The sequence below is a fragment of the Actinokineospora auranticolor genome, from assembly GCF_041897805.1.
Taxonomy (GTDB): Bacteria; Actinomycetota; Actinomycetes; order Mycobacteriales; family Pseudonocardiaceae; genus Actinokineospora; species Actinokineospora auranticolor.
Window position 1 is genome coordinate 4,760,269 of record NZ_CP154825.1, and the last position, 14,724, is coordinate 4,774,992.

Annotated in this window: 15 protein-coding genes; 11 read left to right on the plus strand and 4 right to left on the minus strand. The window is 70.9% G+C overall.

The genetic code is table 11. The features are described from left to right. The first annotated feature begins 816 nt into the window (after positions 1 to 816). From V5P93_RS21025 to V5P93_RS21060, 8 genes are all read left to right on the plus strand, one after another. The gene (locus tag V5P93_RS21025; RefSeq protein ID WP_104481499.1) at positions 817 to 1,152 is read left to right on the plus strand and encodes a hypothetical protein; all 336 of its coding nucleotides are present in this window, start codon (positions 817 to 819) and stop codon (positions 1,150 to 1,152) included. Positions 1,153 to 1,233: 81 nt separating this feature from the next. After that, positions 1,234 to 1,437 carry a cold-shock protein gene (locus tag V5P93_RS21030; RefSeq protein ID WP_104481498.1) on the plus strand — a complete coding sequence of 68 codons (204 nt, stop codon included), beginning with the start codon at positions 1,234 to 1,236 and terminating at the stop codon, positions 1,435 to 1,437. Positions 1,438 to 1,663: 226 nt separating this feature from the next. Continuing rightward, entirely contained in the window at positions 1,664 to 1,855 is a 192-nt protein-coding gene (locus V5P93_RS21035) for a hypothetical protein (protein ID WP_104481497.1), read from the plus strand. Between the two features lie 68 nt (positions 1,856 to 1,923). After that, positions 1,924 to 2,475 carry a DUF5994 family protein gene (locus tag V5P93_RS21040; RefSeq protein ID WP_181043729.1) on the plus strand — a complete coding sequence of 184 codons (552 nt, stop codon included), beginning with the start codon at positions 1,924 to 1,926 and terminating at the stop codon, positions 2,473 to 2,475. 913 nt (positions 2,476 to 3,388) lie between these two features. Further along, a complete protein-coding gene (locus tag V5P93_RS21045; RefSeq protein WP_245931556.1) occupies positions 3,389 to 4,234 on the plus strand; it encodes an MEDS domain-containing protein in 846 nt (281 codons plus the stop codon). Next, positions 4,231 to 5,181, plus strand: a complete 951-nt coding sequence (locus V5P93_RS21050; protein WP_104481496.1) for a sensor histidine kinase — start codon at positions 4,231 to 4,233, stop codon at positions 5,179 to 5,181. The genes V5P93_RS21045 and V5P93_RS21050 overlap by 4 nt, the downstream gene beginning before the upstream one ends. Before the next feature lie 267 nt (positions 5,182 to 5,448). Further along, a complete protein-coding gene (locus tag V5P93_RS21055) occupies positions 5,449 to 5,829 on the plus strand; it encodes a response regulator (protein ID WP_181043728.1) in 381 nt (126 codons plus the stop codon). Then, positions 5,829 to 7,952: an ATP-binding protein gene (locus tag V5P93_RS21060; protein WP_104481494.1), complete on the plus strand. Its 2,124-nt coding sequence runs from the start codon at positions 5,829 to 5,831 to the stop codon at positions 7,950 to 7,952. Before V5P93_RS21055 ends, V5P93_RS21060 begins: the two co-directional genes overlap by 1 nt. Before the next feature lie 208 nt (positions 7,953 to 8,160). Here V5P93_RS21060 and V5P93_RS21065 read toward each other — a convergent pair whose 3' ends face one another. Both V5P93_RS21065 and V5P93_RS21070 read right to left on the minus strand, forming a co-directional pair. Then, positions 8,161 to 9,153, minus strand: coding sequence for an SGNH/GDSL hydrolase family protein (locus V5P93_RS21065; protein ID WP_181043727.1), 993 nt, complete (start codon positions 9,151 to 9,153; stop codon positions 8,161 to 8,163). An 835-nt stretch (positions 9,154 to 9,988) separates the two neighbouring features. Then, positions 9,989 to 10,837 (minus strand): MerR family transcriptional regulator, encoded by an 849-nt coding sequence (locus V5P93_RS21070; RefSeq protein ID WP_181043726.1) that lies wholly within the window; start codon positions 10,835 to 10,837, stop codon positions 9,989 to 9,991. Between the two features lie 649 nt (positions 10,838 to 11,486). On the opposite strand from V5P93_RS21070, the gene V5P93_RS21075 reads away from it, so the two are divergent. Then, positions 11,487 to 11,726: a hypothetical protein gene (locus tag V5P93_RS21075; protein ID WP_374065055.1), complete on the plus strand. Its 240-nt coding sequence runs from the start codon at positions 11,487 to 11,489 to the stop codon at positions 11,724 to 11,726. A gap of 80 nt (positions 11,727 to 11,806) precedes the next feature. Here V5P93_RS21075 and V5P93_RS21080 read toward each other — a convergent pair whose 3' ends face one another. After that, on the minus strand, positions 11,807 to 13,030 hold the full coding sequence (locus V5P93_RS21080) for a PP2C family protein-serine/threonine phosphatase (protein ID WP_104481490.1): 1,224 nt from the start codon (positions 13,028 to 13,030) through the stop codon (positions 11,807 to 11,809). 155 nt (positions 13,031 to 13,185) lie between these two features. Between V5P93_RS21080 and V5P93_RS21085 the strand changes: the two genes are divergently transcribed. Together V5P93_RS21085 and V5P93_RS21090 are read left to right on the plus strand one after the other, a co-directional pair. Next, complete coding sequence (locus tag V5P93_RS21085; RefSeq protein ID WP_146108240.1) at positions 13,186 to 13,440, plus strand: hypothetical protein; 255 nt, start codon at positions 13,186 to 13,188, stop codon at positions 13,438 to 13,440. Positions 13,441 to 13,539: 99 nt separating this feature from the next. After that, positions 13,540 to 13,908: an STAS domain-containing protein gene (locus tag V5P93_RS21090; RefSeq protein ID WP_146108239.1), complete on the plus strand. Its 369-nt coding sequence runs from the start codon at positions 13,540 to 13,542 to the stop codon at positions 13,906 to 13,908. Positions 13,909 to 14,170: 262 nt separating this feature from the next. Here V5P93_RS21090 and V5P93_RS21095 read toward each other — a convergent pair whose 3' ends face one another. Then, a complete protein-coding gene (locus V5P93_RS21095; RefSeq protein ID WP_104481534.1) occupies positions 14,171 to 14,623 on the minus strand; it encodes a response regulator in 453 nt (150 codons plus the stop codon). Between the last annotated feature and the right edge of the window lie 101 nt (positions 14,624 to 14,724).

The window sequence follows — 14,724 nt, forward strand, 5'->3', positions numbered from 1 at the left end:
TGATGCGCTCGGCGCTCCCGGACCGGGTACAGGCGCACGCCGAATCGATGTCCAAACCACTGTGGACAGCGCAGGAAGTCGGCCGCCCGCACCGCGGGGTGGTCCGCCCGGTCCGGGCGGTCCGCGCCGCGAGGGCGCGAACGAGCCGCCTGTGCGGCTCAGGGCGATCAGCCCGGCGTACCGGTCATGTCTCGACGGTACTCGTCTACCACCGCGCGACGGTGGATGTGGGGTATGGTGACCGGGTCGAGAGTTCCTCGCACACCGGTTCCCATATTGGTGGCGTCCTCGGCACAAGGCCCGGCCGGAGTCGTTCGGTCGGGGACTGGAGCGTCGACGTTGTGTCGGATTGCCCGCTTGGATGTTCCCCACCGTGCCCCTTCGGGCACCGAGCCGTCACGGCTGACCGTCATCGCGACGACGAAGCCGCAGGCGCCCACTCGGGGAACGCCGAGCGACCTGGCCCCACGCGGCTGACGTTCCGTCCCGGGCTGGTGGCAGTGGACAGCACGCCACCAGCCCGGCGCCCCTGGGGACGGTGGTGGCTCGCGTGAACCGGCGCAGGCCGCCGGAACCGGTCACCCGCACGCGGCACCGCACCGCGGACGCCGCTCACCCACGCGGTCCGCTGTCCCCCACGGCACCGGGGCGCGGCGTTGACCACAACGGCGGTGGGCCGCGTCCCGAACCCGCCCCGCCCGCTCGCGGTGGGGTAGCGGTCACCGAAGACGAGACACCGCGCCGCCCGCGTCCAAGCGGCGCGGATTCCTGTCCGATCACACCGATCGGCCTTGCCGCACGGGAACGGGAGCACGGTTGCCCTACAGTCCTTTCGCCACAACCCCCCAGGACATCCTCGGCCACAAGCCGCCGACGGGGCCGACCGACCTCACCGGACGGCTCAGCCCGCCGTTGCCCGCCCCCACCGCGAGTGCGGCGCGAACGATCCGGCACGGCCCGGATCACGGGCCGGGGACCGGTGTCCGGTTCGCCGAGATGAAAGCCGTGGCCGCGAGGGCGGAAACCGACCAGCAGGTCCGGGCCACCCGGTTGGTGGCGGGCAACTCGCTCGACGCGGACGACTGCCGGGAACTGCTCTCCATGCTCGGGCTGACCGGAGTGGAGACCACGCCGACACGGCGTGCGCGCTGATCCGTGGTCGACGGTGACGGGCCTTCGGGCGCGCACCGGGACACCGAAGCCTTACACCCGACCAACCAAAGGAGCACGCGCATGACCCAGGGAACCATCAAGTGGTTCAACGGAGCCAAGGGCTTCGGCTTCATCACCCCCTCCGCGGGCGGGCACGACCTGTTCCTGCACCACACCGACATCCTGGGCTACGACCACAACGGGCTCGCGGACAACCAGACGGTGGAGTTCGTGGTCGCCGACGGCCGGAAGGGTCCACAGGCGACCTCGGTCCGCCTGGTGTGAACCGCCGGGGCCGCGGCCTCGACTTCGGTCACCGGTGAGGTCGTCGCGGTGCGGTCCCGCACCGCGTCCGCCGCGGTCACAATGTCCACTCTGGACGATCACGGCCGGTGCGCGTGCCCGATGCGTCGACCGGCCCGCTCGGGTGTCACGAGCAGAACGCTCGGATACCCGGTTGAGGGCTCCGCCGCCGCAGCGAGGAGCCGAACCCGTCGAGGAAGGGCCGCCCATGACCACCCCAGTCCCCGTCGAACCCGCCGTGCCGGGAGTCCCTGGCGAAGCCGCGGGCACACCCGCCCGCGGCTTGGCGCGCGGTGTCGAGCAGTTCGGGAAAGCCGTCCGGCAACGCCCTGGGGCCACCCTGGCCGTCGCGATCGCGACGTTCCTGGTGGTGCGGCGCCTGACTCGCCGCGCCCGGTAGCTCTCGCACGGCCGCGGCGCCGCCGCGATCGCAGACACGGCCACGACCACTGACGACAGGACGCGCACATGACCTCCGGACCGCGGCTCAGCGATGATCCGCTCAGCGCCACCGGGCACCCGCACCGCCGGTTCCCGGCGGCCGACCAACGGCACCGGGTGGCCCGCTGGGGCAGCACCCCCACCCCCTGCGGCGACTTGCCCGTGCGCAGCGAGGTGCGGCTGCGGTTGAAGCCGCGGCAGCTCGCGCGGGGAGTGGACGGGGCCTGGTGGCCCCGTTCTCCCCAGCCCCTGCTGGAGGTCCCGGAACTCGTCCTGGCCATGAGCTCGTGGGTCGGCCCGGTGAGCCGGGTGACTTACCACGTCGACGACTGGGACGCGACCGAGGGCGGGGCGGTGGTCGACGGGTGGCCGGTCGAGCTCGTCGGCTCCGACGCCGTCGAACCGCACACCGTGTCGGTCACCGGCACGCACCAACGCGGGCGTTGCCTGTTGGTCGTGCCACCGTGGACGCCGGAGACCACCGCGCGAACGATACTGAGGTCCGCGGCCAGGCCGGGAGCCGTGACCGATGTCGAGCAGGTGCTCACCGAACACGGCGTCCTACCTCGCCTGCCGTGAGCGCACGGCCGCGATCACGACCCAGCGGTTGCGCCACAACGCCGTCGGCCACGTGCTCGGGGCCACCTGTTGGGTCCAAGACGCGGCCCGGTGGCTCTGACCTGCGCTCAGGTCGCCGCGGGCATGTGCCACGCACGGCGAGCCACCAGAAGCCGGCTCCCCGGCGCACCGTGGTCAACACTGTGCCCGTCGCCCAGTCGACAGGTGCGCTCTCGTCCGCGGTGGGGAGCACCGCAGGGAGCAAATCGGGAGCAGCAAATGCGCCTCGGACGGTCCCGAACCCCATTCGACACCTCTGAACATGCTCGTGTTGACCTGCGGACACCGGATTTCGCAGGTCAACGCGGTATGCCGGACATGGTTCACACCGAAGAGGTCAGGCCGTTTTCGTTGCTACAGCGGCATTTTCGAGCCCGTCCCGCCTCACGACCTGCTCCCCGGCCATGATCATGCGCCTGAACAGCGTGTTCTCGATTTGCGGCCGACGGTTGGATGTGGTCCACGTCGCCCCTGGTAGTCGAGCCAGGCCAGTCGCAGCGGGCCAGCGGTCTTCGTAACAGCCGGGCGCGATGGTCCGTGACACAGGTCACCAAGATTGGCGCCGTGCTGTCGGAGTGGTCTGGACCAGGCCGCGCTTGCGGTGACGTCCATGTACGCCCGGTGCGGGTCAACTCACTACGCAGTCCTCGTTGTGCCCCGACAAAACCAGGTCAATCAGCGGTTGGACCGGATCCCACCTGGGAAGACCGGGAAAGTGACCACTTCCGCCGATCGCGCCGTCATGCGCACGCCAGTGGTCATGTGCGATTCGCGTTGGGGTGGCGGCGACGACGCGGCAGTGGGTGCACCGGAGCGGGCTGCCGCGTCCGCTCCCTTGGTGTCGTTTGTCCTGGTGGGGGCGTACATTGACGTGGTGAGCCAATCTTCGGCGCCGCCCGCGACCGCACCCCGTCAGGGGCGTGGTCACCTGTGCTGGGCCTTCACCGAGCCGGGCGAGTTCTTCACCCGCGCCCGGGAGTTCCTCAGCGAGGGGTTGGCAGCGGGCAAGCAGGTCTGCCTCATCGCTCCCGGGTCCGATCGGTCCCTGCTCGACGAGCTCCGCCCCATCGCGGGGATCGATGCCCTGCTCGAGCGTGGCGCGGTGCGGGTGCGGTCGTTGGACACCGTGTACGGCGATGGCGACGTGGTCGAGCCCGAGGAGCAGGTCGGTTTCTACACCGCGGAAACCGAGCGGGCCGTGGCGGACGGGTTCACCGGGCTCCGGGTGGCCGCCGAGGCGACCGAGTTGGTGCGCACGCCCGCCCAACTGGGTGCGTTCGCCCGCTACGAGCACGCCGTGGACCGCTACATGGCGGCTTCCACCTTCGACGCGATGTGCGCCTACAGCCTGCCGGACCTCGGGGCGGACGCCGTCGACCGGCTCGCGGCCATGCACCCGCGGACCAATGTCGACACGGTGCCGTTCCACCTGCACGGCTGGGGCGGTAGCGGCGCGGTGGCACTCGACGGCGAACTCGACTCCAGGTCTCGTGAGCTGTTCCCGTGGGCGCTCGACCACGCCGCGGGAGGCTGGGGTCGTGGCGAGGTCGTGGTCGACGCCCGCGGCCTGACCTTCACCGACCACCACGGGCTGCTGCGGCTGGCCGAGCAAGCCGAACGGCACGGTTTCACCGCCGTGCTGCGCACCCGAGCATCGAGCCCGGCGCGCTTGGTGGACATGCTGGGGATCCGGCGAGTGCGCGTGGAACAGGTGGCATGAGCTCACACACCCACCCCGCCGAGCGGGGCTACGACCACATCGCCCTCTATTACGCGAACGACGACGAACTTCTGGATGCCTCGGTCCCCTTCCTCACCGAGGGAGTCGACCGCGACGAGGCGACGATGATCGCCTTGGACGGGCACCGCGCCGACCTCGTGCTCGCCGAACTGCCGCACCCGGAGCGCGTCACGATCCTGCGCACCGACGCGCAGTACATCCGACCCGCGGTCGCCATCAAGTCCTATTGCGACATGTTCGCGAACTTGGTCGAGGGTGGTGCGAGCGCCATCCGCGTCGTCGGTGAGATCCCCTACTCCGCCCTGACGCGCGACTGGGACGTGTGGTCGAGGTACGAGGCCGCGGTCAACTACGCCTACGACCACTTCCCCGTGCGGAGCATGTGCGCCTACGACACCCGCACCACCCCCACCGCGGTCCTGCGCGACGTCGCCCAGACCCACTCGCTCGTGGCTGCGGGCGGCGTCCAGAAGCCCAACCCCGACTACGTCGAGCCGCCCTCCTTCCTGGGCCGTCCCGCGCCGTTGGTACCGCACCCGCTCCAGCGCCGACCCCCGACCGTCGAACTCACCGACCCCACGCCTGGCGAAGCCCGCCACGTCGTCAGCGCCGCGTGCGCCGGGGCACTCCCGTCTGGTGATCTCGGGGATCTCGTGGTGTCCGTCAGCGAGATCATCACCAACGCCATCAGGCACGGATCCCCGCCCGCCACCCTGTGCCTGTGGGCAGGTGCTCGGCAGGTGGTCGTCGCCATCCACGACAGGGGCCCCGGCCCTGCCGACCCGTTCGCCGGCCTCGTCGCCACCCCGGGCCCGGAGGGCGGCGGCTACGGGCTGTGGATCGCCCACCAACTCTGCCACCACGTCACCATGACCCGCACCGACACCGGCTTCACCGTCCGCCTGACCATGGGGCACCACAGCTGAACCCGCCGAACACCATCGCCACACCACGCCCGCGTCAAAGGCGCTGCTGGTCACCCGGGTCCGCTGGTAGCGCGAGGCGGGAACCCCGCGGCGGCGTCATCCGATCGGGGCGCCGCGCTGCGCGGGAGTGCCCGCCGGTCTACAACGGTGAGCAGGATTGGGTCGCGGCGCGACCAAGTCACCGGCGACGTCGACCGCGGCCGGACCACTGACCGTGCACTCACGTGCGGGAGCAGCGGGAATCGGCGGGGCGGGAGGGACGTGGTGGTGCGGGTACTGCTGGTCGACGACGACACTGATCTGCGCGAGCTTGTGGCGGGATGGCTGCGAGTCGACGGCCACCACGTGGTGGACACCGGTAGCGGCGCGCTCGCATTGGACTCGGTGGCGCCGGGGTGGCCGCAGGTCGCGGTGGTGGACGTCCTGATGCCCGACATGGACGGCCTCGAACTCCTCACCCGGCTGCGCGAGCGGGACCGCGAGCTGCCCGCGGTCGCGTTCACCGTGTTGTGGTCGGCCCCGGACGTGGCGCGGATCCGGGCCGCGAGCGCGGTTTACGTACCCAAGCCCTCCAGCAGCACCGAACTGTGCGCCGCGGTGCGACGACTGGTGGCCGGGGTCGGATCGGCCGAACCCGGCGTGCCGTGATGGGCCGGGGTACCGCACTCGTCCGCTGCGCGGTCTTCGCCGCGCTGTTCGCCGCGGCCACCGCGGCCGGGCGGTTGACGGTGCTCGACGCGACGAACCTGAGTCTGGTCTGGCCCGCCGCGGGGGTCGCGGCGGTGTGGTTGTGCGCGCAGCGCCGCTCACCGCTGCTCTGGCTGGATGTGGCCGCACTGGGACTGATCACCGCGGTGGTGAACCTGGCCACGGGCTCGACCCCGGCCCAGTCCGCGGTGTTCGTGCTGGCCAACCTCATCCAGGCTGGGCTGTTCATGACCCTGATCGTGCGCAGGCGCCCGTTGATGTGGTCCCTGGCCGACAGCGGTGGTCTGCGCGGGTTGCGGGACCTCTGGGCGCTGCTGCTCGCCGCCTTGACCGCCACCGCCGCGGCCGCGGCCGTCGGACCGGTCGGGATCTGGCTGGTCACCGGCCGCCACTCGTGGCTGGCCACCGGGGTGTGGCTGGCGCGCAACCTCGCGGGCATCCTCGTCGTGGGCACCGCGAGCCTGTGCCTCGCCCGCGCCGCCGTCGGCCTGCGCAACCGCCTCACCGCCCCGAACCCGCCACCGGTCGACCGCGGGCGGCTCGTCGAGCACGCGGCCGTCTCGGTGTTCTCGGCGATCTGCTACGGCGTCGGCTTCGCGGACGCCGAAGGGCTGCCGATCACCTCGACCCTCATCGCGCTCACCGTGTGGTCCGCGGTGCGGCTGTCGACGGCGTACGTCACCGCCCACACCGCCGTGGTCGCCGCCATCGCCGTGTTGTTCACCCTGCACGATCGCGGGCCATTCGCCGTCATGTCCTCCCACGCGGGCCGCGCCCTGGTCGTCCAGTTGTTCGTCATCGTCGTCGCCGTGGTCGGCCTCACCCTGGCGCTGGGCCGCGACGAACGCGCGGACCTCGTGCGTGAACTCGCCGTCGGTCGGGAGGACACCGCGCGCCGGGCCGCGCTCAAGCGCGCCATCATCGACTCCATGAGCGACGGTGTCTCCGTTGTCGACTCCACCGGGAACATCACCCTGCGCAACGTCGCCGCCGGGCACATCCTCGGCGGCAGACTCAGCCCGGAGGACCAAGCCGCGAGCAGTGCCCACTACGGCATGCACCACCTCGACGGCACGCCCATGACCGACGCCGAGATGCCACACGTGCGCATCGCCGCGGGCGAGGTCGTCGAGGACATGGACGTGCTGATCCGAAACGAGGGCGTCCCCGACGGCCGGATCGTGCACCTGCGCGCCAGTGCCCTGCCCGAACCCGGCGGCGGCCGCAGCACCGTCATGGTCTACAACGACGTCACCGCCGAACGCCGCCACCACGACGAGCTCACCGCCTTCGCGGGCGTCGTCGCCCACGACCTGCTCAACCCCCTCGCGGCCGCCGAGGGCTGGACCGACGCCGCCACCGAGGCGCTTCGCGACAACGACGCGGCGCGCGCGGAGATGGCCATGGTCCGCGTCGCCCGGGCGGCGGGGCGGATGCGGGGGTTGATCAACGACCTGCTCGCCTACACCACCGCCCGGGACGCGGGCATCGCACCCGCACGGGTCGACCTCACCGCGCTCGTCGCCGACATCACCGCCGCCCGCATCGACACCGCCACCGTCGCGAGCGCGCCGGTCCCCCGGTTCACCCACGGCGAACTCGACCCCGTCGAGGCCGACCACGTCCTGCTGCGCCAACTCCTCGACAACCTCGTCGGCAACGCCGTCAAGTACACCGCCCCGGGCGTGACCCCGGAGATCACCATCACCACCACCCGCCGCGGCGGCACCGTGACCCTGACCATCGCCGACAACGGCATCGGCATCCCGGCCGGGCAGCACGAGAAGATCTTCGACACCTTCTACCGCGCCCACACCGGGGGCCCGTACACCGGCACCGGCCTCGGCCTGGCCATCTGCAAACGCATCGCGGAGCGCCACGGCGGCACCATCACCGCCACCGACAACCCCGGCGGCGGCACCCGCTTCACCTTCACCCTCCCCGCCGCCACACCGAACACCGACACCCGGTTCGCGCCACCCAGTCCGCGGGCTCAAAGCAGTACCCCGCTACGAGATCGCACCGCGACCCAGCAGTACCAGCGACCACCCGCGACACCGTGATCACGCGACAGCGCCGCGGACTCATGCCCTGGACCCGGAAGGCAGCCTCTACGAAGCCCCTACCCACTCACCCTGGCACGTACCCGCTGTTCTCGGCTGCCTGACGGCGCCAACGGAACGGACCCCACCGACTCGATCAGCGGTGGGGTCCAGCGCACTGGTTCAGCTCGGAGCGATGGACGCCTCGACCACCGAACCCCGCCTGCGCTCACGAACCGGGAGTTGTCTCCAGGGCGGCTTGCACCGCGTCCGCGGCGGCGGTGTGCCCGGCGCTGTTGGCGCGGACCACGGCCCAGCGGCCCACACGGTCGACAACGCCCTCGACCCAGTTGAGGCCGTCGGGTCGGCACGCGTCGTGGCCCTCGCTCGCGGTGTAGAGGTCCACGTACCGGGCGCCGTGCCGGGCCGCCCGCTCGGCGATGACCCGGTTCAACGGCTCCACCACCTCGGTGCGCAACCAGAGCAGGTCCGGGTAGGTGACCGTGGCGAAGTTGCGCATGCCCCGCGGGGTGAACCCGCGGTCGCAGGTGGCCGGGTCGGCCGGGAAGATCGTGGGGTAGCCGACGGCGAGCACGGTCGCGCCGGGCGCGGCCAGCCGGATCATGGTGAGCAGGCCGTCGTACTCGTCGGCGACCAGCGCCAGGCGTTCGGCGATGGTCGGGACGCCGTCCCAACCGAAGCTGAAGTAGTCGGCGCACGGGTGGTCGGTGACCGGGTCGGACCACTCCCCCAGTTGCAAGCAGGCCAGCACCAGTTCGGAGAACCCGAGGGTGTTGCCGCCCACGCCCACCGTCACCAGGTCGGTGTCGGCGGTGACCGCGTCCAACTGCGGGGGCACCAGCGGGAACGGGAAGTCCGGGTCGTACACCTCGAAGAACGGGATGTGGTAGCCCGGGGGCCGCTGCGGCTCCCCGGCCACGTTGACGACCGAGGCACCAGCGCAGCTGACGTTGACCAACCCGTACCGACCGGACCACCGCGCGCGCAACACCTCCGGGTACGACCCCCTCGTCCGGCCGCACCCGTCCCGCACCCCGCCGACGAGGATCTGTTCACCGGCGGCGTCGATGCCACCCGCGGTGTAGGCGTCACCCAACGCGACCCACCGCAACGGTTCGGCATGGGCCACCGGTGTCAAGGTCGCCATCGCCACGGCGGCTACCGCGACTCGGGTACCCACGCGGATCGCAAGACGTCTCATCACCACTCCATTGTTCGTAGTGTCCGGTCGGCGACGTGCTACCCGGCGGTGCGGAGAACAAGCGATCAGCCGCGCAATCCACACCATCAAGCGACACACGCAGATCGATCCGCAACTTCTGTGAAACCACTTCCTTCGCAAGGAAAACGTCCGCCGACAGCACGCGGCGCCCGGGATTTCCGCACCTGCGGAACCCGCCCATATCCGTGGATCAGTCACCAGCGCGTCAACCGCGCCACGCAGACGGAAGCGACACGACGCGCCAACGACCACCGCGCCAACTCGGACTTGGCAACAGGGCGCTGCGGTCAGGAGGTTCCGCGGCGCGATCGCCCCTCGCGCCGCGGCACCCCTCCGCCCCGGAGTCAGACCCGACCGCCAACCCCGAGAACAACCAGGAACCCGGCCGCGAGGCCCAGCAACCCGGCCCCACCGCTCCCCGCCGAGTGTCCTGCGCGTTCGGAACTCCAACTCCAGTTCTAGACCACACCGGGCGAGGTGGCGCGACAGACAACACCAACCGGTGACATCCGACCGCGTCAACACGGGAAAGGCGTTGCATTTCGGTTGCAGAGCGTTCAGCACACCGACACCGCCGCTCACCTGCGGGCGGTGGGCCGATACAGGACGTGCCGAGCCCCACGACAAGTCGGCGGTTGGGTGTGGCGACCACGGTCAACAGGCCCGAAACACCATCACCGGCTACCAGGGGCCGCGGGTGGCGGCGGACCGCCCCGGGAACACCGGTTCGGACACGGACCGCTTCTGCCGAGCGCCGCGATAGGCGCAGGGCGATGGCGTCGCCGGTGATCGCGTCACGGGCTGGAGGGCGGGATCAGTGCTCGCTCAGCAGCGATACCGCGTCGACCAGTGATGTGGGCTGTTCCCAGGGGATCGGGTGGCGCCAACCGGGACCGGCGACGAGGAGGCGGGGTGGCAGGTCGGCTAGTGCTGAGGCGGCGGCGTGGTGAGCGGGGTCGGGGTGGTGCGACCACAGCAGCACGGCGCGCGGCGTGGTCGTGGTGACCGCTCGCACCAGGGCTGGGGTGGGGGTGGCCGCGCCCAGGACGCGGGCGGGGACGCCGTGTTCGGCCAACGCCGCGGCCAGCGCCTCGACGGGCAGGCTGTGTTGTTCCCCGGGGCCGCAAGCCAGCAGGATCGACGCCTCGCCCGCGGGCCGGTGGACGCGGTGCAGCGCCGCGGTCACCGACCAGGACAGGGCGTGCTCGTGGTCGACGCAGTCCGGGTCGGCGCGCTGGGCCTGTTCCACCGATCGCAACGCGGGCCTGCACACCCGGTTCCAGGTGCGGGTGACGCCCCACGAGCGGATCACCTGGGTGAGCAGATCGGCGCAGGCCCCGGTGTCGAGCTGTTTGCCCGCGGCGACCACGGCTTGGTGCGCGTCCCGGAGCGGGAGCGCCCGCTGCAACAGCGCGGCGGCGGCCGAGGGGCGCATCCCACTCTCGACCAGCTCGCGCATCCGCGACATCCGGACGACGTCCTCGGTGCCGTAGCGCCGTTGTCCGCCCTCCCGCGCGGAACAGGGCTCCATCCCGTAGCGGTGGTGCCAGGAGCGCAATGTCGACTCCGTGACACCCAGTCGTCGCGCCACCTCGCCCGCGGTCCAGGTGAAGTCCCTCAGTCCATCGAAGGAGAAGTCAGGTTCGTTGTTCTCGGCGGTCACCGTGTGCACATCTCAATGGGTCAGGGGACAGGGGCAGGGCGGGAGAGATCGACAGCGGTTCTCGACCACGACGCGACCACCGCTCGAGGCGAAGCAGATCGCGGGGACGGGGTGCACCGAGCCGGAGGCCCCGCGGCGCGTCCCGCTCGCACCGGAGGGGCCTCCGACTCCGCGTGGGTCAGGAACCGACGACCACACCCACGATCTGTTGAATGAGATCGACCACGACGTCGAGCAATCCAGGCATCACTCAGTCCTCTCCTTCACGTCTGGCCTTTCCGTGACTCCCGTTCTAGTCGCGGGCGGGTTTTCTCGCGCGGCGGTCTACGCTTTCGGGTGACACCCAAGCGGGTAGACTCAGGTAAACCGTTGCAAATCGACTGCGCAGCGTCGCGTGCGATAGCGATCTCACCAGGCCAGAATGTTCATGGTCAGCCCTCCGTCTCAGAGCGGAGCAGCCCACGGTTGAGACCGTGGGCGAACGCGAGTGGGACGGCGGTTGGGGGCGAGGATGCTCGACGGGGTCGGAAATGTCGTGGCGCACTGGCGGATCTCCTCGCCGTACGGCTCGATGAACGCCCTCGGCGACCTGGTGGCAAGGGCCAGCTTGATGGCCGCCCCGGCGGGGGAAGGGGCGTGTCCTCCAGGCGTGTCGGCAGTCGACGCGGCCTCGTCGGCTGTGGAACGGGTGCTGCGCGACGGGCTCTGCGACCGGCCCCACCGAGGGCGTCAGCCTCTCCGGGATCAGCATCCGCACCGGCGGGCGCCCGTCGCCGACCTAGGCGCGCATGTTCAGCAGAGCGCCCTGCCCGGCGACCTCGACTTTCCGCTGGAACCGCTCTCCCGGGCGTTCCTCCGCGCACTGGTCAAGTACCGGCCCGCTTCGTGACGTCCGCGTGGCCTCGCAGCCTTCGGCGCCACGACGCACGGACGCGCGTTACGCGCGCACCGGGCGACCCGCGGTGGTCGTCATCGGTGCGACGGGTGCGTTCTCACCTGTGCGATCAGGAGTGCGACGTCGTCTTGGGGTGTGGGTTCGATGAGGGCGTCCATGACTTGGGTGCAGACGAGGGCGGGGTCGTCGGGGGTGACCGCGGTGGTGAGGCGGTCGAGGTAGCGGTCGAGTGGTTGGTCGCGGCGTTCGATGAGGCCGTCGGTGTAGAAGGCGAGGACGGCGCCGTCGGGGAGGTCGATGGTGGTGTCGCGGCGGGGGCGTCGTTCGGGCACGTGCAGGCCCACGGGTGGGTCCGGTGGGACCGGGATGAGCGCGCCTGGGTGCCCGGGTGCGACCAGGACCGATGGGAGGTGCCCGGCGGAGGACAGGACGATCTTCTCCCGGGGTACGTCGATGATGCCGTAGAGCACGGTGGCCATGCTGCGGGCCTCGAAGTGGGAGACCTTGCCGTGCAGTTTGGACAGTACGACCGAGGGTGAGTCGTTCTCGATGGCGTAGGCGCGCAGGGCGCTGCGGAGGCGCCCCATGACGATGGACGCGGCGAGGCCGTGCCCGGCGACGTCGCCGATGACGATGCCGATTCGGCCGTCGCGCAGGGTGAAGACGTCGTACCAGTCGCCGCCGAAGCCGGTGGTGGCGCCGGGGACGTAGCGGGCGGCGAAGCGCAGGCCGTCGACGGCGGGGAAGCGGGTGGGCAGCAGGCTGCGCTGCAGGGCGGTGGTGGCGGCGCGTTCGGCGGTGGTGAGTTCGGCTTGGATGGCGAGCGCGACGCGGTCGGCGACCAGCAGCAGGAGCTGGGTGTGCTCGTCGGTGAAGCGCCGGGGTGTGCGGGAGCCGATGTGCAGGACGCCGATGAGGGTGCCGCGGGCGAGGATGGGTACGCCCAGCAGCTCGCGCAGGCCCTTGCGCCAGAGGATGGAGCTGACGACGGTGGTGTGGTCGACCTGGTCGAGGATCACCGCTTCCCGGGTGGCGGCGACACGGCCGGCGAACCCGGCGCCGAGGTCGACGGTGATGCCGAGGATGTCCTCGTCCGCGATGCCCGCCGCGGCGTGCACGGTCAGGCGTTCGGTGTGGGAGTCGTAGAGCAGGATGGTGGCGGTATCGACCTCGAAGACGTCCCGGACCCGCTCCAGCAGGACCCGTAGGGACTCCTCCAGGTCGAGGTGGCGCAGATCGACGTTGGTGATCGCCTCCAACACGCGCGTGCGGTCGGTGGCGCCGGGGGTCTCGGGCACGACGGGCAGCCTAATCACTCCTGCGGTGTCCGGGACGACAGCTCGCGTGGCGGACAGGGCGGATGCTGGTACTAGGCACCGGCGGGCCAGGGAGCGGGAACGGTGCCCGGACTCCGGGTGAGCACGTCCTGCTGTTCGGCCATCGGTACCCGTTGATGGCTGATTCCGAGCCGGGGCCGGTGATCGCACCGCCGAGGCAGTCGATATGGGCCCAGGGAGTCGAGGCGTTCAAGTCCGGGTGGGGCATCGCGGTCGGCGGCGCACGCCAAATCCGGCGGGCGCCGGATCGCATCCCGCTGCGGCCGGGGCTGGGCATCCTGAGAGCACTGGCTGTTCGTTTCGACCTCGATCCAGGTACGGAGAGTGCTCCCAGCATCACGATCATCGTCGACTTCCACTCCTCCGGGTGACCCGGCAGCGAACCGCGCCCGCGGCAGCACGGTGACGCACAGTTCTCGAGTCACCGGGCAGGCGGCTGGCCATGGTGGTTGAGTGGGTGTGTGCAGTCGGTGGAGACAGCGGTCGAGCGCGAGCACCAGGGCGGCGTCATGGTGCTGCGGATGCGCGGTGAGTTCGACTTGGGCACTGCCGGGGTGCTGGAGACGGGTTTGTTCGGCGGACTCGCCCAGGCCGCCGACGACGGTGTGCTGCTGGTCATCGCCGACTTGGACGGGATCGGGTTCCTGGGTTCGGTCGCGTTGACGGCGTTCACCCGCGCACACGAACAGGCGCGCAACCAGGGGATCGACCTGGTGTTCGTCGTGGGCTCCTCGAACGTCGCCGGGCGCGCGTTGCAGGTGAGCCGCTTGGATCGGATTCTCGCGATCGCCGAGTCGGTCGAGCACGCCATGGTCACCGGACCGCGCAACCCGGAGTGACGCCGCGGTTCCTATTCGGCGGTAGCCCCGGGGCCGGTCATTGCGCGGGGAGACCGCGCGCTGGGAGGGTCGGTACCCCGAGCGGTGGCCACTGCGATCGGTCGTGAAACTGGTGGCGCCGCGGTCTGGCGTGGTTCAGCCGCTCGTTCGTCTGACTTGTCGAGCACGTGGTCCTCCCCGTTGGCGACATCAACGCCCCCGCCCCCGCCGGACCTGATGATCACCACCGGCATCCCGCCCCACAGATGGGGCGGGTTCCGGGTCAGGTGGGCAGGGTGACGGTGGTGCCGAAGAACTCGTCGATCTTGCCGACGATGGTCATGAAGTCGTCGAGGTCGGTGGGTTTGGTGATGTAGGCGTTGGCGTAGAGGGTGTAGCTGCGCGCGATGTCCTCCGGGGCGCCGGAGGTGGTGAGCACGACGATGGGGATCGCGGTGAGCGCCGGGTCGGTCTCGACCTCGGCGAGGACTTCGCGGCCGTCCATGCGGGGCATGTTGAGGTCGAGCAGGATCAGGTCCGGTCTGGGCGCGTCGGTGTAGCCGTCGGCGCGTCTGAGGAACGCGACGGCCTCGATGCCGTCGTTGACCACGTGCAGGCGGGCGCCCGGTTGGCGTTGCTCGAACGCCTCGCGGATCATGATCACGTCACCCTCGTCGTCCTCGACCAGCAGCACGTCGATCTCCGCGGCGGGGCCGGTCGATCCGCGCGAGGTCATCGGTTCGGACACGGGTGTTCCTCCGAGCGCCGCTGCCGACGCCCGGCGGGACGTCATCGGGTGATCGTGTCACCTCCACCCAGTCAGGCGAACCAGACCGC